Origin of the sequence: Paraburkholderia sp. A1RI-2L (genome assembly GCF_048957375.1) — a bacterium.
GTDB lineage: Bacteria > Pseudomonadota > Gammaproteobacteria > Burkholderiales > Burkholderiaceae > Paraburkholderia.
Window position 1 is genome coordinate 399,312 of record NZ_JARBTA010000005.1, and the last position, 17,479, is coordinate 416,790.

Below are 17,479 nucleotides of genomic sequence, written 5' to 3' on the forward strand. Positions count from 1 at the left end.
AGACATGTTTATCGGTATCGACCTCGGCACATCGGGTGTCAAGGCGGTGTTGCTCGAGCGCGCCGGCGACGTGATCGCCAGCGCGAGCGCGCCGCTTGCCGTCAGCCGGCCGCAGCCGCGCTGGTCCGAACAGGCGCCGGAGGACTGGTGGCGCGCGGCGCGCACCGCACTGCGCGAGCTGCTCGACGAGGTACGCCGCAAGGGCATCGACACCGCGAGCATCGAGGCGCTCGGCCTTACTGGTCAGATGCACGGTGCGACGCTGCTGAACGCGAAGGGCGAGGTGCTGCGCCCCGCGATACTCTGGAACGATGGTCGTTCGGATACCGAATGTATCGAGCTGGAGAGGGCCGTGCCAGAACTCCATGAGGTGGCGGGCAATCTCGCCATGCCGGGCTTCACGGCACCCAAGCTGCTATGGGTGCGCAAGCACGAGCCGGAAATATTCGCGCGCATTGCGCACGTGTTGCTGCCGAAGGATTATCTGCGCTGGCTCCTGACGGGCGTGCTCGCGACCGACCCTTCCGATGCCGCAGGCACGCTCTGGCTCGACGTTGCGAAGCGCGACTATAGCGAGGCGCTGCTTTCGGCCTGTGGTCTCACGCGCTCACACATGCCAAAGGTTTTCGAGGGCAATGAAGTCACTGGCACGTTGCGCGCTGAACTCGCCCGCGAGTTCGGACTGCGTGAGATTCCAGTGGTCGCGGGCGGCGGCGACAACGCGGCGGGCGCGGTGGGTGTAGGTATCGTGCGGCCCGGCGACGCAATGCTTTCGCTGGGCACTTCGGGCGTTTATTTCGCGGTCTCGGATGGATTTCTCGCGAACCCGGATTCCGCGGTCCATAGCTTTTGCCACGCGTTGCCGCGCACATGGCATCTCATGTCGGTGATGCTCAATGCAGCCAGTTGCCTCGATTTCACTGCGCGCCTGACGGGGCACGACACGGTTTCCGCGCTGCTTGCCGAGGCCGAAGCGCACTCGAATGCCGGGCTCGATCCGCACAGACCGTGGTTTTTGCCGTACCTGAGCGGCGAGCGGACGCCGCACAACAACGTCAACGCGAAGGGTGTGTTCCATGGCATGACGCCGCGGACCACGCGCGCGGATCTCGCCAACGCGACGCTCGAAGGCGTGGGCTTTGCCCTGCTCGACGGCATGGAAGCGCTGCATGCAACGGGCCTCGTGCCCGAAACCATCACGGTGATTGGGGGGGGCTCGCGTAGCGTGTGGTGGACGCAGATGCTTGCCGATATCTGCGGGCGGGCGCTCACGCTGCGAGCGGGAGGGGAAGTCGGTCCGGCGCTTGGGGCCGCGCGCCTTGCGCATCTCGCGCTCGAACCCGGAGCACCGCTCGATGCGGTTTGTCCGCAGCCGCCGGTGCTGGCCGTGAGGGAGCCCGACGCCACGCGCCACGCATGGTATCGCGAGGCGCGCCGACCGACCTTTCACGCGCTCTATCGCGCACTCGAACCCGTATTCGCATCCGGCGCCTGAAGGCACGGCGCTGGCGCAGGACTCCGCGCGGCACATTCTGTGCGTGCGGCGCATCGCTGGACCCGCTGTTGCATGTTGTTTTCGGTTTTTTGCCTGGTATTGCCTGGTATTGCATGGTATTGCCTGGTATTGCCGCGTCGTTTCCGCACGCGGGGCTCAGCACGAGCCTGGCCGTAAGTCCGCGCGTGCGCTCATATGCTGGTTATTCGATCACGCAACGATGTGCCGGCGGGCCATGCGCTGTCGGCGCACGACATCACGAGGAGTGGAGACATGAAGTTTGCCAAACGTCGTTCGGTTCTGGGGTCGCTGATCTGCGGCGCGGTGCTCGCAAGCCTGACGCTCGCTGCGCCGCTTGCCCATGCAAGCAAGGATCATCCGGAAATCGGCTTCTGCATCGACGACCTGCGCGTGGAGCGCTGGTCGCGCGATCGCGATTACTTTGTTGCCGCTGCCGAAAAACTCGGCGCGAAGGTCTCGGTGCAGTCGGCCGACGCGAGCGAGGAGCGCCAGATCTCGCAGATCGAAAACCTGATCTCGCGCGGCGTGGACGTGATCGTGATCGTACCGTTCAATTCGAAGACGCTCGGCAACGTGGTCGCGGAAGCGAAGAAGGCTGGCATCAAGGTTGTGTCGTACGACCGGTTGATTCTCGATGCCGATGTCGATGCCTATATTTCCTTCGACAACCAGAAGGTGGGGGAGCTGCAGGCGCAGGGCGTCTACAACGTGCAGCCCAAGGGCAATTATTTCCTGATGGGCGGGGCGCCCACCGACAACAACGCCAAAATGCTGCGTGAAGGACAACTGAAGGTTCTCAAGCCAGCGATCGATCGCGGCGACATCAAGGTGGTCGGCCAGCAATGGGTGCCAGAGTGGAGTGCCTCGACGGCCCTGCGCATCATGGAAGACGCGCTCACCGCGAACAACAACAAGATCGATGCAGTGGTCGCGTCGAACGACGGCACTGCGGGCGGCGCGATCCAGGCGCTGGCGGCGCAGCATCTCGCGGGCAAGGTGCCGGTCTCGGGCCAGGACGCGGACCTCGCCGCCGTCAAGCGCGTGATCGCGGGCACGCAGACCATGACGGTCTACAAGCCCCTGAAGCTTATCGCGGGCGAGGCGGCGAAGCTTGCCGTCAATCTCGCGAAGGGCCAGAAGCCCGCGTACAACGCGCAATACGACAACGGCAAGAAGAAAGTCGACACGGTGCTGCTGCAACCCACGCTGCTCACGAAGAGCAACGTGGACGTGGTCGTGAAGGACGGCTTCTATACACAGGCGCAACTGGCAAGCCAGTGAGCCGGCAGGCGGGGCGGCCCGCGTGTCGGGCCGCCACGAGCGGCTGCCGAAAGAGCGCGGCCCTTGAAGGCGGGGCACGCGGTTGGAGCGGAAAAGCAATGCTGAAAGGAAAGGTTGAAAGCGTATGACTGAGCCTTTGCTGACGATGCGCGGCATCGTCAAGTCCTTTGCCGGCGTGAAGGCGCTCGACGGCATCGACCTTACGGTGCGGCCCGGCGAGTGCGTTGGGCTGTGCGGCGAGAACGGCGCGGGCAAATCCACGCTGATGAAGGTGCTCTCGGGCGTCCACCCATACGGCACGTGGGGCGGCGAGATCCGCTGGGAAGGCCAGCCGCTCAGGGCGGCTGGCGTGCGCGACACGGAGGACGCGGGCATCGTCATCATTCATCAGGAACTGATGCTGGTGCCCGAGCTCTCGGTGGCAGAGAACATCTTTCTCGGCAACGAGATCACGCTGCCCGGCGGTCGCATGAATTATGCGGCGATGTACAGGCGCGCCGACGAACTGCTGCGCGAGCTCAACATCGATGCCATCAACGTCGCGCAGCCGGTGATGAATTACGGTGGCGGGCACCAGCAGCTCATCGAGATCGCGAAGGCGCTCAACAAGCGCGCGAAGCTGTTGATCCTCGACGAGCCGTCCTCCTCGCTCACGGCAGCCGAGACGAAGATTCTGCTCGACATCGTGCGCGATCTGAAGCGGCGCGGCGTGGCTTGCGTCTACATCTCGCACAAGCTCGACGAAGTGGAGGCGGTGTGCGACACCGTCACCGTGATCCGCGACGGCAAGCACGTGGCGACGGAGCAGATGGCCTCGCTCACGACCGATCGCGTCATCGCGATGATGGTGGGCCGCGAGATCAAGAACCTTTTTCCGCGCGAGCCGCACGAGATCGGCGAGGTCGTCTTCGAAGCGCGCAACGTCACCTGCCATGACACGACGAATCCGCGCCGCAAACGTGTGGACGACGTTTCGTTCACGGTGCGGCGCGGCGAGATACTCGGTGTCGCGGGGCTTGTGGGCGCGGGCCGCACGGAACTCATGCAGGCGATCTTCGGCGCGTATCCGGGGGCCAGCTCGGCAACGCTACTGCTCGAAGGCAAACCTCTCAAGATCCGCTCGCCGCTCGATGCGATACGCGCTGGCATTGCCATGGTGCCCGAGGACCGCAAGCGCCACGGCATCGTGCCGCAACTGGGCGTGGGGCACAACATCACGCTCGCGGTGCTGGAGCGTTTCACGCGGCATGGCCGCATCGACGCCGCGGCGGAGCTCGACACCATCCGCAACGAGATGGAGCGCCTTTCGGTGCGCGCGGCGAATCCCATGCTTTCGATCGCGAGCCTCTCGGGCGGCAACCAGCAAAAGGCAGTCCTCACGAAAATGCTGCTCACCGACCCGAAGGTGCTGATTCTCGACGAGCCGACACGCGGCGTGGACGTCGGCGCCAAATACGAAATCTACAAGCTCGTGTTCCAGCTCGCGAAGCGTGGCGTGGCGATCGTGATGGTGTCGTCCGAGTTGCCGGAGGTGCTCGGCATTAGCGACCGCGTGCTCGTGATCGGCGAGGGCGAGGTGCGCGGCGACTTCGTCAACGACGCCCTGACCCAGGAACACATTCTCGGCGCGGCGATCCAGAGCGCGCGCGCCCAATCCACCGAAGCGAGTGCTGCATGACCCCCGACATCACGACTCAAGGTGCGCGCGAAGACCAGTTGCCCGGCGGCAGCGGCGTCGCGCTGCGTTTTCAGCAACTGTTCGCGCGCTACAAGATTCTTGCATTGTTGCTCGCCGTGGCCGCGATATGGGTGTTCTTCTCGATGCTCACGCACGGTGCGTTCGTCACGCCACGCAACGTTTCGAACCTGCTGCGCCAGATGTCGATCACCGGCATGCTTGCGTGCGGCATGGTATTCGTGATCATTGCTGGCGAGATCGACCTTTCGGTGGGCTCGCTGCTTGGCCTGCTGGGCGGCGTGGCGGCCATTCTCGACGTGAACCGCCATTGGCCCATCGGCGTGAGCGTGCCGGTTGTGCTCGTGCTGGGCGTGCTCGTGGGACTCTTCAACGGCTGGTGGTCCACCTACCGGCGCGTGCCTTCGTTCATCGTCGGGCTGGGCGGCATGCTCGCGTTTCGGGGCGTGCTGCTCGGTATCACGGGCGGCTCGACAATTGCGCCCGTGTCCGATTCGTTCGTGTTCATTGGGCAAGGCTATCTGCCGCGCCTTGCCGGCGACACGCTCGCGCTCGCGCTGTTCGTGCTGCTGGCGGTGCTGACGGTGCGCCAGCGCGCGAACCGGCGCCGCTATGGCTTGAGCGTGGTGCCGCTGTGGCAGGACGGCATGAAGATCGTCGGTGCCGGCGCGATCGTGCTGGCGTTCGTCGTGATGCTGGACAGCTACGGCGGAATTCCCGTGCCGGTGCTTCTGCTGCTCGCGCTGCTCGGCGTCTTCACGTGGGTCGCCACGCAAACCGTGTTTGGCCGCCGCATCTACGCGGTGGGCTCGAATCTCGAAGCCACGCGCCTTTCGGGCGTCAACACCAACCGCGTGAAGCTGGCCATCTTCGCGCTCATGGGCCTCATGTGCGCCGTGGCGGGCATCGTGAACACGGCGCGGCTGGCGGCGGGGTCCCCTTCGGCCGGCACCATGGGCGAGCTCGATGCAATTGCCGCGTGCTTCATCGGTGGCACGTCGATGCGAGGCGGCTCGGGCACGGTGTATGGCGCGCTGATTGGCGCGCTCGTGATGGCGAGCCTCGACAACGGCATGTCGATGCTGGACGTCGACGCCTATTGGCAGATGATCGTGAAGGGCGGCATTCTCGTGCTCGCCGTGTGGGTGGATGTGGTGTCGAGGTCGAACCGTCGCTGATTTTTGCCTGACGCCGCGCGGGTAGGAGGCCATCGGGCGCGGCGGCGCGTTGGGAGCACACGCCAGCGTTGTCGCGCCTGCGTTGTTGCGACAGGCAATACTGGGTCCCTATTTAATGCGAGGCGGGGTGATTTCGATGTGACCCGTTTTGTAGTTGGCTTCATAAGCGTGGAGACCCTGAGTCCGCCAGGGTCTTGAGCGCGGCTCTACAATGGACAGTAAGAGTGAACAGGAGACCGTAATAATCGCGAGGCCGCCAGTCGTCATGACAGCGTGGCTTCGCGAGCGGTCTCCGAGCAATGCGGAGGTCCATATGAGCCAAAGCGCGACCGGAATGGACGAATGGGTTCGGCGCAAATACCAGCATGGATTCGTCTCCGACGTGCAGTCCGACACTTTGCCGCGCGGGCTCTCCGAAGACGTGGTCCGGTTGATTTCGGCGCGCAAGCACGAGCCGGAATTCATGCTCGAATGGCGGCTGGCCGCGTACCGGCACTGGCTCACGATGAGCGAGCCCCATTGGGCCACGGTCGAGCATCCGCCCATCGACTGGCAATCCATTGCGTACTATTCGGCGCCGCACACGCGAGGCGAGCGGCCGAAGAGCCTGGACGAAGTCGATCCGGAACTGCTGCGCACCTATGAAAAACTCGGCGTGCCGCTGCGCGAGCGCGAGGTACTGGCCGGGGTGGCCGTGGATGCGGTATTCGACAGCGTCTCGGTGGCCACGACGTTTCGCAAGCAGCTTGGCGAACTCGGCATCGTGTTCTGCTCGTTTTCGCAAGCGGTGCAGGAGCATCCGGAACTCGTGCGGCAGTATCTCGGCTCGGTGGTGCCGTATACAGACAACTTCTTCGCCACGTTGAATTCCGCGGTATTCAGCGACGGCTCGTTCTGCTATATCCCGCCGGGCGTGCGCTGCCCCGTGGAGCTGTCCACGTATTTCCGCATCAACGCGCGCAACACGGGGCAATTCGAACGCACGCTGATCGTGGCCGACAAGGGCGCGTACGTGAGCTATCTGGAAGGCTGCACCGCGCCGATGCGCGACGAAAACCAGTTGCACGCGGCCGTGGTGGAACTGGTGGCGCTAGAAGGCGCGCAGATCCGCTATTCGACGGTGCAGAACTGGTATCCGGGCGACGAGCAGGGGCGTGGCGGCATCTATAACTTCGTGACCAAGCGCGGCGACTGCCGCGAAGCCAACGCCAAAATTTCGTGGACCCAGGTGGAAACCGGCTCCGCTATCACATGGAAATACCCGAGCGTGATCCTGCGGGGCGACCGCTCGATTGGCGAATTTTATTCGGTGGCGCTCACCAATCATTACCAGCAGGCCGACACCGGCACGAAGATGATTCACCTCGGGCGCGATACGCGCAGCACGATTCTTTCGAAGGGCATTTCCGCTGGGCGCGGCAGGAACGCGTATCGCGGACTCGTGAAAATGGGCCGTTCGGCGCAGAACGCGCGCAACTACAGCCAGTGCGATTCGTTGCTGCTCGGCGACCGGTGCAGTGCTTTTACGTTTCCGTATATCGAGGTGAAGAATGCGAGCGCGAAGGTCGAGCACGAGGCGTCGACGTCGCGCATCGGCGAGGATCAGTTGTTCTATTGCATGCAGCGCGGGCTTTCGGAAGAAGACGCGGTGTCGATGATCGTCAACGGTTTTTGCAAGGATGTGTTCAAGGAATTGCCCATGGAATTCGCCGTGGAGGCACAGAAGCTGATGGGCGTGAGTCTCGAAGGGAGCGTGGGCTGAGAGAGGTAAACAGGATGCTCGATATCCGCAATTTGAGTGTCGACGTGGACGGCAAGCCGATTTTGCGCGGCGTCGATCTGCGCGTGAATGCCGGCGAGGTTCACGCGATCATGGGCCCGAACGGCTCGGGCAAGAGCACGCTCGCGCATGTGTTGACCGGGCGCGCACCGTGCGTGGTGACGGGCGGCAGCGTGCTCTACGACGGCGAGGACCTGCTGGCGCTCGCGCCCGACGAACGAGCGCGCCGGGGCGTCTTTCTCGCTTTCCAGTATCCGGTGGAAATTCCCGGTGTCAGCAACGCATATCTGCTGAAGGCCGCGCTCAATGCCCAGCGCAAGGCGCGCGGCGAGCCGGAACTGGACGCCATGGAATTTCTCGCGCTCATCAAGCAGAAGCTCGCCGACATGCAGATGGACGAAAGCCTGCTCTCGCGCGGCGTCAACGAGGGATTCTCGGGCGGCGAAAAAAAGCGCAACGAGGTGCTGCAGATGTCCGTGCTCGCGCCCCGCCTGGCGATTCTCGACGAAACCGATTCGGGCCTCGACATCGACGCGCTCCAGGTGGTCGCGCGCGGCATCAACCAGATGCGCGGCCCGAACCGGGCCATCGTGCTGGTGACGCATTATCAGCGCCTGCTCGATTACGTGGTGCCGGATCATGTCCACGTGCTCTCCGAGGGGCGCATCGTGCGCTCGGGACCGCATGAACTCGCGCTCGAACTGGAGCGCAAGGGCTACGGCTGGCTCAGTCGCGAATCGCGCGAGGAGCAGCCATGAGCGAAGCGCTGCGCGACTATTACCGCGACGCTTTCCGCGCAACGGTGAAGACGCTGCCGGGCGTCGAGCTGCCGTGGCTGCGCAGCGCCCGGCGGCACGCGTTCGAGCGCTTCGAGACGCTGGGCTTTCCGGGCACGCAGCTCGAAGCGTGGAAGTACACCAACGTGACGCCCATCGCCCAACCGTGCTGGCATTTCGCGCCCGCGCATCCCGCGCCCGCCGACCTGGGCGGCATCGCCGGGCTGGTGGGCGATCTCGTGCCGGATGAAGCCGCGAGTCGCCTCGTGTTCGTGAACGGCCGCTGCGTGCCGAAGCTTTCCCGGCTTGCCGACTTGCCCGAGGGCGCCTGGGTGGGCAGCCTGCGCCAGGCGATGCGCGAGATGCCAGGGCGGCTCCATGCCGTGATGGCGCGGCGCGAGTTGCGCAACGGCTTCGCGGCGCTGAACGGCGCGTTCCTCAGCGACGGCTACGTGGTCGTGCTGCCGGCAGGCGCGGTGATGAGCGCGCCGCTCCATGTGCTGTTTTTCGCCGATGAAGCGGGCCTCGCGATGCATCCGTTCAATGTCGTGCAGGCGGAGCGGGGGGCGCGCTGCGCGATCGTCGAGCAGTTCGCCGGAATCGCCGATGAACCGTATTTCGTCAACGTCGCCACCGAGATCGTCGCGGACAGCGAAGCCGAGGTCGAGCATTGCCGCATCCAGCAGGAAGCGCGCAGCGCGTTCCATATTGCCGATGTGGATGTTGCGCAGCGGCGGGCGAGCCGCTTCACCTCGCATTCGTTCGCGTTCGGCGGCGCGCTCTCGCGCACGCAGATCGAGACGCGGCTCGAAGCGGCCGATGCCCGCGCCGATCTGAACGGCCTGTATCTGGTGGGCGCGCGGCAGCATGTGGACCACCATACGCGCATCGATCATGCGCAGCCGCGCGGCACGAGCCGCGAGTACTACCGCGGCGTGCTCGACGGCGCATCGCACGGCGTGTTCGACGCGCGCGTGATCGTGCACCCGGACGCGCAGCAGACGGACGCGCACCAGGGCAACGACAATCTGCTGCTCTCGCGCGATGCGCAAATCGACACGAAGCCGCAACTGGAGATTCACGCCGACGACGTGAAATGCACGCACGGCGCGACTGTGGGCCAGCTCGACGAGACGCCGCTGTTCTACCTTCGCTCGCGCGGCATCGAAGAGCGCGTGGCGCGCGCGCTGCTGGTGTGGGCGTTCGCGCGCGCCTGCGTGGACCGCGTGGAAAGCGCCGCGCTGCGCAAGCGGCTCACGCAAATGTTGCTCGCGCGCGTGCCTGGCGGCGAGCATCTGCGGGGACTCGCATGAAACCGGTCGAACCCGTAAGGATTCCAGACGAGGAAACGGTGGCGCGCTGGCGGCGCGACTTTCCGATTCTGCGAGAACGCGTGCACGGCGTGCCGCTCGTGTATCTCGACAACGGCGCGACCACGCAGAAGCCCGAGTCCGTGATCGCGGCGGAGCGCGCGTATTACGAGCAGGCGAACGCGAATGTGCATCGCGGCGTGCATCTGCTTTCGCAGTGCGCCACCGATGCCTATGAAGGCGCGCGCCTGCGCATCGCGCGGTTCATCCATGCGGCGCGTGCCGAAGAGATCGTGTACGTGCGCGGCACCACCGAGGCGATCAATCTCGTGGCGCAGAGCCATGTCCGGCCCCGCGCGGGTCCCGGCGACGAGATTCTCATCAGCGCGATGGAGCACCACTCGAATATCGTGCCGTGGCAGATGGTCTGCGCGCAGACCGGCGCGGCGCTCAAGGTCGTGCCCATCGACGACACCGGCACGCTCGACATCGACGCCTGGGAGCGGATGCTGGGCCCGCGCACGCGCATGGCCGCGATCACGCACGCATCGAACGCGCTCGGCACCATCAACCCCATTGCGCGGCTGATCGAGCTCGCGCACGCGCGCGGCGTGCCGGTGCTGATCGACGGCGCGCAGGCGATCGCGCATTTGCCTGTGGACGTGGCCGCGCTCGATTGCGATTTTTATGTGTTTTCCGGGCATAAGGTCTACGGGCCGACCGGCATTGGCACGCTCTACGCGAAGGCGCACTTGCTGGAGGCGATGCCGCCGTGGCAAGGCGGCGGCGACATGATTCGCAGCGTGAGCTTCGAAAAGACCGAATACAACGTGATTCCGTGGCGCTTCGAGGCCGGCACGCCGAATATCGCGGGCGCCATTGCATTGGCGGCGGCGCTCGATTACGTGAGTGCGATCGGCGTGGAAGTCGCGGGTGCGCACGAGGCCGATCTGCTCGCTTATGCGAGCGATGCGCTGCGCGAGGTGCCGAACCTGAGAATGATCGGCACGGCGAAGGAGAAAGTGGGCATCGTGTCGTTCGTGATGGCGCACGCGCACGCCCACGATATCGGCACGATTCTGGATCAGTGCGGCGTGGCGGTGCGCACCGGCCATCATTGCGCGATGCCGGTGATGGCGCGTTATGGCGTGCCGGCTACGGTGCGCGCATCGTTCGCGCTCTACAACACGCGCGCCGATGTGGATGCGCTCGTCGAGGGCGTTGCGCGCGTGCAGGAGATGTTTCCGCTATGAGCGAGCTTCGCGAGTTATACCAGGAAACGATTTTCGACCACTACCGGCGGCCGCGGAACTGCCATGTGCCGCCGGGCGCGAATCGTCGGGCCGAAGGATACAACCCGCTGTGCGGCGACCGCATCACGCTGTATCTGCGCGTCGAGGACGGCATCGTCAAGGATGTCGGCTTCGAGGGGGCGGGCTGCGCGATCGCGACCGCTTCGGCCTCGCTGATGACCGAGGCGCTCAAGGGCCGCACCGAGGCCGAGGTCGACGCGCTGTTCGAGCGCTTTCACGCGATGGCGACAGCGCCCGCCGACCGGCCGCTCGACGACGAGGCCGGGCTCGGCAAGCTCGCGGTGCTCGCGGGCGTGCGCGAGTTTCCGGCGCGCATCAAGTGCGCGACGCTTGCGTGGCACACGTTGCGCGCCGCCTTGCGCGACGAAGGCGACCCGCTATCCACGCCATCCACGGTATCCACGGAATGACGCGAGGCGAACCATGAAACCCCCAGACGACTTGCCCGAACGCGACGACGCGCAGGGCAGCGGCGGCGACTTTCGCGCGCGCGTGATCGATGCGCTGCGCACGGTCTACGATCCCGAGATACCGGTCAACATCTACGATCTTGGGCTCGTCTATGGGCTCGACGTCGACGAGGAAAGCGGCCAGGTGGCGATCCGCATGACCTTGACCGCGCCGGGGTGCCCCGTTGCACAAACCTTTCCGTCGATCGTGGAGGACAGTGTGCTCGACGTGGCGGGCGCGAGCGCGGTGCGGGTCGAGCTGGTGTGGGATCCGCCGTGGACGCGGGCGCGGATGTCCGAGGCAGCGCGTCTGGAATTGGGGATGCTTTGACATGGCCGACTGGGTCGACGTGGCGCCTTGCGCCGAATTTGCGCCGGGCGCGGTGCGCAGCGTGAATGTCGAGGGCGCGCAGGTCGCGGTGTTCAATCTCGACGGCACCTGCTACGCGATCGAAGACGTTTGCACGCACGATGGCGGCGTGCTGACCGGCGGCGCGGTGGAGGGCGACGAGGTGATCTGCCCTCGGCATGGCGCGCGCTTTTGCATCAGAACCGGCAAGGTTCTCGCGCCGCCCGCCTATGAGGACGTGGCGGTGTTCGCGGTGCGCGTGGAGGGCGGCATCGTTCAGGTGCGGGACACGCGGTGGGACGAGAGCGGTTTTTGAGCCGCCGCTGCTATTTCATCCGCAGTTCCCGCGTCAGGCGCGTGCCTCGAATGCCTCGCTGTATCGCACGCTGGCCGCCGGCACGCTGCCGCGCAGCGCGAGCGCCTGGAAAAATTCGGCGGGAACGCCGGGCAGCACCAGCGCGGGCTCGGGCGTGAAGCCGAAGCGCCGGTAGTAGCGCGGGTCGCCGAGCAGCACGCAGCCCGCCGCGTGGCGCGCGCGCAACGCGTCGAGCGCCTGCTCGACGAGCCGGCTGCCGATGCCTTGCCCTTGGTGTGAAGGCGCGACCGAAAGCGGCCCCAGCCCGAACCATCCTGTGCTGCCATCCGAAAGCGCCACGGTGGACAGCGCGACATGCCCCACGAGTTCATCCCCTTGCACGGCTACGAGCGAGACCGCGAGCTCGCCGGCGGCGCGCAGCGCGTCGACGACGTAGTGCTCCGTGTGGCTCGTGTGCGCCGCGTGCAGAAAGGCGGCTGCGGTGAGCGCGTGGATCGCGGGAAGGTCGGCGGGGGTTTCGGGGCGGATTTCGAAGGACATGGTGGCGAGTCTGCGCGTGCGTTACAGGGTGCGAACAGGTGCGATCCCCCTCAAAAAATCGACTGCCCCGTCCGCGTGGTCAACCATTCCAGCGACTTCACCCCCGCAAGTGAGTTGCCGTTCGCGTCGAGCCCCGGCGACCAGACGCATACGGCCATCTCTCCCGGCAGCACCGCGACGATGCCGCCGCCCACGCCGCTTTTCGCCGGCAGCCCCACGCGATAGACGAAGTCGCCCGCGGCGTCATAGGTGCCGCAGGTCAGCATCAGCGCGGACAGGCGCTTGGCGGAGCTCGCGTCGAGAATGCGTTCGCCCGGGACCGGCGCGACGCCGCCGTTGGCGAGAAAGAGCGCGGCGGTGGCCAGCTCGACGCAATTCATCTCGATCGCGCATTGGCGGCAATACGCTTCGATCACCGTTTCAGGCGGCATCTTCAGGTTGCCGAAGCTCGCCATGAAATGCGCCATCGCGCGGTTTCGCTCGGCATGCTGGAGCTCGGAGCTCGCGACGCGAAGGTCATAGTCGAGATCGGCAGCGCCCGTGAGCCGGCGCACGAATTGCACCAGCGCCGTCTCGGCGCCGACGAAGCGGCGGCACAGCACATCGGTGACCACGAGCGCGCCCGCGTTGATGAACGGATTGCGCGGCTTGCCGCGCTCGGTCTCCAGCTGGACGAGCGAGTTGAACGCATTGCCCGAGGGTTCGCGGCCGACGCGCTCCCAGAGCGCATCGCCGAGCAACTGGAACGCGAGCGTGCAGGCAAACAACTTGGAGATGCTCTGGATGGAGAAGCGCTCGTGCGCATCGCCGATCGCATACACCGTGCCGTCGAGCGTGACGATCGCCATGCCGAAACGCTCGGCGGGCACTTTGGCGAGTTCGGGAATGTAGTCGGCGACACGGCCGGCGGTGCGCCATGGCGCGATGTCGCGATGGATCTGTTCGAGGATCGCTTGATAGTCTGGATGGTCCATGGCCGGATGACGCCCGTGAGCAAGGAACGCGATGATAGCGCACGGCGTGCGCGGTTTGCGTGTCCGGCTTCTCGTCAGGCGTCGCCCTTCATCTCGCGCAAGTGCTTGTACACCGTCGCGCGCCCCATGCCCAGCACCTTCGCCACGTAGTTCGCCGAGCTCTTGCCCTTGAACGCGCCTTCGGCATGCAGCGCCTCCACCAGCTCGCGCCGGTGCTCGCGCGTGAGCGAGTTGAGCGCCACCTGGCGCTCGCGCAGCCAGCCGTGCAGAAACGTGTTGATGCGCTCTTGCCAGTCGTCCTTGAACAGCTCCTCGGGCTGCGCGATCACGCCCGAGCCGCGCAGGAACAGGTCGAGCGTCGCCTGCATGTCGTCGAACGCGGCGATGTTGAAGTTGATGCACATGACGCCTGTGGCGCGCCCTTCGTCGTCGAACAGCGCCGTGCTCACGCAGCGCATGCGCCGGCCGTCCCAGTTCACTTTTTCGTAGGGGCCCAGCAGCTTGTTGCGGGTGGTTTCCTCGACGTCTTCCAGCGCTGAGTCGTCGCCGATCTCGCGCTTCGAGAGATTGTTCGACAGGTACGCCACGGTCTGGTCCGCGAGATCGTGGATCACCACTTCGGCGAACGGGAAGAACAGCGTCGTGATGCTGTCGGCCACGTGCGCGTAGCGTTCGAGCAGCCGCTCGCGCGGCGTCTTCGCGGGGGCGGGCGGCTTCTTCATGGGCGTGCCGCTCCGCGCAGATGCGTATAGAGCGCGTGGGCGATCGCGATGTCTTCGAGGCCGAGACCGATCGAGCGGAAGAACACGTGGCGCGCGTAGTCCGGGCGCGGGCAGGCGTCGTTCGAGAGCTCTGCAAGGTCGCCCACGATCGCGTCCGGCGACCAGCCGTGCTCGCGCGCGGCCAGCACCATTTCCCCGGCGCTCGATGGCGTGGTGCGGCGGTAGTCGCAATACACGTCGAGCGCGGGCAGCGCGGCCGGATCGATCTCGTGCGCCTGTGCGACGTTGGTGCTGATCGAGGTGATCAGCGCGGGCTTCGTGAGCGCGTCGAGCGTGAGCACCGGCTTGCCCGACGAGGTGCAGAGCATCACGACATCGGCGTCTTCGACGCATTCGCGCGCCGTGGCGGCGAGGCTCGCGCGGGCGTCGGCGGCGCGCACGCTCGCGGCGCGGCCGGTGTCGGCGGTGAGCCCCGGCGAGTACACGCGAATGCTGTCCCACGCGCGCAGCGGCGCGGCGTGGCGAATGTGCGCGAGCGCCACCGCGCCGGCGCCGATCACGGCGAGGCGGCGCGCGTCGCGCGGCGCGAGCCGGTCGATGGCGAGCGCCGTCGTGCCCGCCGTGCGCTCGGTCGTGAGCAGCGCGGCGTCGCACCACATCAGCGGCTGGCCGGTCTGCATCGACATCAGCGCGGTCCAGGCCGTGACGATGGGCCTGGCCCCCTGAGTCCCCGCGATATACGGCGAAAGCTTCGCGCCGAACACGCCCGCGCTGGACAGCACGCCGAGGTAGGTGATGAAGTCGCCCGCGTCCTGCGGGAACAGTGCGAGCGTCTGCGGCGGCTGGACGGCCTCGCCACGGCCGAGCGCGGCGAACATCTGCGCGAGCACGCCGCGCACATCGAGGGCGGGCAGCGCGGCGCGCACCTGTGCGGCGTCGGCGATGAACGGCGCCGCGAGTTGTGCCTCGAATTGTGCGTCGAGTTGCGCGTCGACTGGGCCTGCGGCGTTCGCGCAGGAAAGGGACGTATCGGTCATGCCGTGCTCCATGTAGACATTTTTGTCCATTCTAGACTTTATTTTTATTTTTCGTCTATATTCGCATCGTGGCGCGGGACTTCTTCACGAACGGCGCCGCCGATCTCTTAACGACTATGGTGACGACGATGAATACGAAGATGATTCGCTACGCGCGAGCGGTCCGCCTTGCGGGCCTGGCAGGCTTGCTGGGCGCGGGGCTCGGCATGACGGCGGGCGCGGTGCATGCACAGGGCGCGCAGACGTTGCGCTTCGGCGTGGAGGCGTCCTACCCGCCGTTCGAGAGCAAGACGCCGTCGGGCGAGCTGCAGGGCTTCGACATCGACATCGGCAATGCGGTCTGCCAGCGCATGCAGGTGAAGTGCGCGTGGGTGGAGAACAGCTTCGACGGCCTGATCGCGGCGCTCGAGGCGCGCAAGTTCGACGCCATCAATTCGGCGATGAACATCACCGACAAGCGGCGTCAGCAGATCGACTTCACGCCTGCCATCTACGTGATGCCGATCCAGATGGTCGCCCGGCGCGGCGCGGGGCTGCAGCCCACGCCGGCGAGCCTCAAGGGCAAGCACATCGGCGTCCTGCAAGGATCGACGCAGGAAGACTACGTGCGCAAGCACTGGGCGCCCGAGGGCGTGTCGATCGTCACGTACGAAAACCAGGACCAGATTTTCGCGGATCTGGCCGCGGGCCGTCTGGACGGCGCGGTCCAGGAAGTGCAGACTGCCACCGACGGCTTTCTGTCGAAGCCGCAAGGCAAGGATTTCGATTTCGCGGGCGCGCCGCTCAAGGACCCCGCCACGCTCGGCGAGGGCACCGGCTTCGGCATGCGCAAGAACGATGCGGCGCTCAAGGCGAAGGTAGTCGCGGCGCTCGACGCGTTGCGCAAGGACGGCACGCTCACGAAGCTTTCCATGAAGTATTTCGGCCGCGACATCATCGCGAAGTGATGCGCGCCGCAATCCCATCCATGACTTCCAGAGGAGCCGCATGAGCAAGGACGCAATCGTGCTGGGCGCGGGCATCGTCGGGGTGAGCGTCGCGTTGCATCTGCAGGCGCGCGGCGTGCGCGTCACGCTGGTCGACCGGCGCGAGCCCGGCGAGGAAACGAGCTTCGGCAACGCGGGGTTGATCGAGGCGTCGTCGGTGGTGCCGTATGGCTTTCCGCGCGATTGGCGCATGCTGCTGCGGCTCATGCGCAACGACTCGACGATGCTGCGCTACGACGTGCGCTCGCTGCCCGCGTACGCGCGCTGGCTCGCGACGTTCTGGCGCGAGTCGGCGCCGGCGCGGCTGGCGGGCGCGGCGCGCGATATGTTGCCGCTCATCGCGCGCTCAGTTGCCGAGCACGATGCGCTGATTGCAAGAACGGAGCTGCGCCCGCTCGTGCGCGCGGTCGGCTGGATCGAGGCATACCGCTCGCCCAGGCAATTCGAGCGCGAACGCGAGGACGCGCAGCGCGTGGCCGCGCAGCACGGGCTGCACATGGCGGCGCTCGATGCGGCGGGACTGCGCGCGGCGGAGGCGTCGCTCGCGGGGGGCTATGCGGGCGGGCTGCACTGGATGGATCCGGCCAGCGTGGCCGACCCCGGCGCGCTCGTGAAGGGCTACGCGCAATTGTTCCTGCGCGAAGGCGGCGCGTTCGCGCAGGGCGATGCGCTCACGCTGCGCGCGCAGGGCAGCGGCTGGCAGGTGCAAACCGATGCGGGGCCGCTATCGGCGCAACTGGCCGTCGTGGCGCTCGGGCCGTGGTCGGATCTCGTGACGGGGCCGCTCGGCTATCGCGTGCCGCTCAAACCGAAGCGCGGCTATCACATGCATTACGCCAGCGAGGCCGGCGCGCCGCTCACGCGTCCCGTGGTGGATATCGAGGGCGGCTATGTAGTCGCGCCGATGAAGCGCGGCCTGCGGCTCACCACCGGCGTGGAGCTGGCCGAGCGCGGGCGGCCGCCCAACTACGCGCAGCTTGACGCGGCCGAGCGCGCGGCGCGGCCCATGTTCGGCCTCGGCAAGCGGCTCGACGACACGCCGTGGATGGGCATGCGCCCGTGCACGCCCGATATGCGTCCGGTGCTCGGGCCCGCGCCGCGTCATGCGGGGCTGTGGTTCGCGTTCGGGCACAACCACCACGGGCTCACGCTGGGACCGGTGTCGGGGCGGCTCGTGGCGGAGCAGATCATGGGCGAGACGCCGTTCACTGATCCCAGGCCTTATTTGCCGCATCGGTTCGCGTAGCGCGATCGAT

The 17,479-nt window shown here is 66.3% G+C and carries 17 protein-coding genes; 13 read left to right on the forward strand and 4 right to left on the reverse strand.

Annotated elements, in window-relative coordinates:
- Positions 1–4 precede the first annotated feature (4 nt).
- The 11 genes from xylB to PWP93_RS34530 all read left to right on the forward strand — a co-directional run bounded on the left by xylB (position 5) and on the right by PWP93_RS34530 (position 11,964).
- The gene (gene xylB / locus PWP93_RS34480) at positions 5–1,495 is read left to right on the forward strand and encodes a xylulokinase (protein WP_421048009.1); all 1,491 of its coding nucleotides are present in this window, start codon (positions 5–7) and stop codon (positions 1,493–1,495) included.
- 273 nt (positions 1,496–1,768) lie between these two features.
- Positions 1,769–2,797 carry a D-xylose ABC transporter substrate-binding protein gene (gene xylF, locus PWP93_RS34485; protein ID WP_421048010.1) on the forward strand — a complete coding sequence of 343 codons (1,029 nt, stop codon included), beginning with the start codon at positions 1,769–1,771 and terminating at the stop codon, positions 2,795–2,797.
- Between the two features lie 136 nt (positions 2,798–2,933).
- Positions 2,934–4,475, forward strand: a complete 1,542-nt coding sequence (gene xylG / locus PWP93_RS34490) for a D-xylose ABC transporter ATP-binding protein (RefSeq protein ID WP_421048084.1) — start codon at positions 2,934–2,936, stop codon at positions 4,473–4,475.
- Positions 4,472–5,671 (forward strand): sugar ABC transporter permease, encoded by a 1,200-nt coding sequence (locus tag PWP93_RS34495; RefSeq protein ID WP_421048011.1) that lies wholly within the window; start codon positions 4,472–4,474, stop codon positions 5,669–5,671. The genes xylG and PWP93_RS34495 overlap by 4 nt, the downstream gene beginning before the upstream one ends.
- Before the next feature lie 313 nt (positions 5,672–5,984).
- Positions 5,985–7,433 carry a Fe-S cluster assembly protein SufB gene (gene sufB / locus PWP93_RS34500; protein WP_421048012.1) on the forward strand — a complete coding sequence of 483 codons (1,449 nt, stop codon included), beginning with the start codon at positions 5,985–5,987 and terminating at the stop codon, positions 7,431–7,433.
- A 14-nt stretch (positions 7,434–7,447) separates the two neighbouring features.
- The gene (gene sufC / locus PWP93_RS34505) at positions 7,448–8,209 is read left to right on the forward strand and encodes a Fe-S cluster assembly ATPase SufC (RefSeq protein WP_421025555.1); all 762 of its coding nucleotides are present in this window, start codon (positions 7,448–7,450) and stop codon (positions 8,207–8,209) included.
- The gene (gene sufD, locus PWP93_RS34510; protein ID WP_421048013.1) at positions 8,206–9,540 is read left to right on the forward strand and encodes a Fe-S cluster assembly protein SufD; all 1,335 of its coding nucleotides are present in this window, start codon (positions 8,206–8,208) and stop codon (positions 9,538–9,540) included. Before sufC ends, sufD begins: the two co-directional genes overlap by 4 nt.
- Positions 9,537–10,790, forward strand: a complete 1,254-nt coding sequence (locus PWP93_RS34515) for a SufS family cysteine desulfurase (protein ID WP_421048014.1) — start codon at positions 9,537–9,539, stop codon at positions 10,788–10,790. The genes sufD and PWP93_RS34515 overlap by 4 nt, the downstream gene beginning before the upstream one ends.
- The gene (gene sufU / locus PWP93_RS34520) at positions 10,787–11,260 is read left to right on the forward strand and encodes a Fe-S cluster assembly sulfur transfer protein SufU (RefSeq protein WP_421048015.1); all 474 of its coding nucleotides are present in this window, start codon (positions 10,787–10,789) and stop codon (positions 11,258–11,260) included. The genes PWP93_RS34515 and sufU overlap by 4 nt, the downstream gene beginning before the upstream one ends.
- Before the next feature lie 13 nt (positions 11,261–11,273).
- Positions 11,274–11,630, forward strand: a complete 357-nt coding sequence (locus PWP93_RS34525) for an SUF system Fe-S cluster assembly protein (protein ID WP_421025551.1) — start codon at positions 11,274–11,276, stop codon at positions 11,628–11,630.
- A gap of 1 nt (position 11,631) precedes the next feature.
- Positions 11,632–11,964, forward strand: a complete 333-nt coding sequence (locus PWP93_RS34530) for a non-heme iron oxygenase ferredoxin subunit (protein WP_421048016.1) — start codon at positions 11,632–11,634, stop codon at positions 11,962–11,964.
- A gap of 33 nt (positions 11,965–11,997) precedes the next feature.
- Here the strand turns inward: PWP93_RS34530 and PWP93_RS34535 are convergent, their stop codons facing one another.
- From PWP93_RS34535 to PWP93_RS34550, 4 genes are all read right to left on the reverse strand, one after another.
- A complete protein-coding gene (locus tag PWP93_RS34535) occupies positions 11,998–12,504 on the reverse strand; it encodes a GNAT family N-acetyltransferase (RefSeq protein WP_421048017.1) in 507 nt (168 codons plus the stop codon).
- A 50-nt stretch (positions 12,505–12,554) separates the two neighbouring features.
- Positions 12,555–13,478 carry a glutaminase gene (locus tag PWP93_RS34540; RefSeq protein ID WP_421025548.1) on the reverse strand — a complete coding sequence of 308 codons (924 nt, stop codon included), beginning with the start codon at positions 13,476–13,478 and terminating at the stop codon, positions 12,555–12,557.
- Positions 13,479–13,552: 74 nt separating this feature from the next.
- Positions 13,553–14,200 carry a helix-turn-helix transcriptional regulator gene (locus PWP93_RS34545; protein WP_421025547.1) on the reverse strand — a complete coding sequence of 216 codons (648 nt, stop codon included), beginning with the start codon at positions 14,198–14,200 and terminating at the stop codon, positions 13,553–13,555.
- Positions 14,197–15,237: an ornithine cyclodeaminase family protein gene (locus tag PWP93_RS34550; protein ID WP_421048018.1), complete on the reverse strand. Its 1,041-nt coding sequence runs from the start codon at positions 15,235–15,237 to the stop codon at positions 14,197–14,199. The genes PWP93_RS34545 and PWP93_RS34550 overlap by 4 nt, the downstream gene beginning before the upstream one ends.
- 128 nt (positions 15,238–15,365) lie before the next feature.
- Here PWP93_RS34550 and PWP93_RS34555 point away from each other — a divergent pair, with 128 nt between their 5' ends.
- On the forward strand, positions 15,366–16,184 hold the full coding sequence (locus PWP93_RS34555) for an ABC transporter substrate-binding protein (RefSeq protein ID WP_421048019.1): 819 nt from the start codon (positions 15,366–15,368) through the stop codon (positions 16,182–16,184).
- Positions 16,185–16,224: 40 nt separating this feature from the next.
- Entirely contained in the window at positions 16,225–17,469 is a 1,245-nt protein-coding gene (locus PWP93_RS34560) for an NAD(P)/FAD-dependent oxidoreductase (RefSeq protein ID WP_421048020.1), read from the forward strand.
- Positions 17,470–17,479 lie beyond the last annotated feature (10 nt).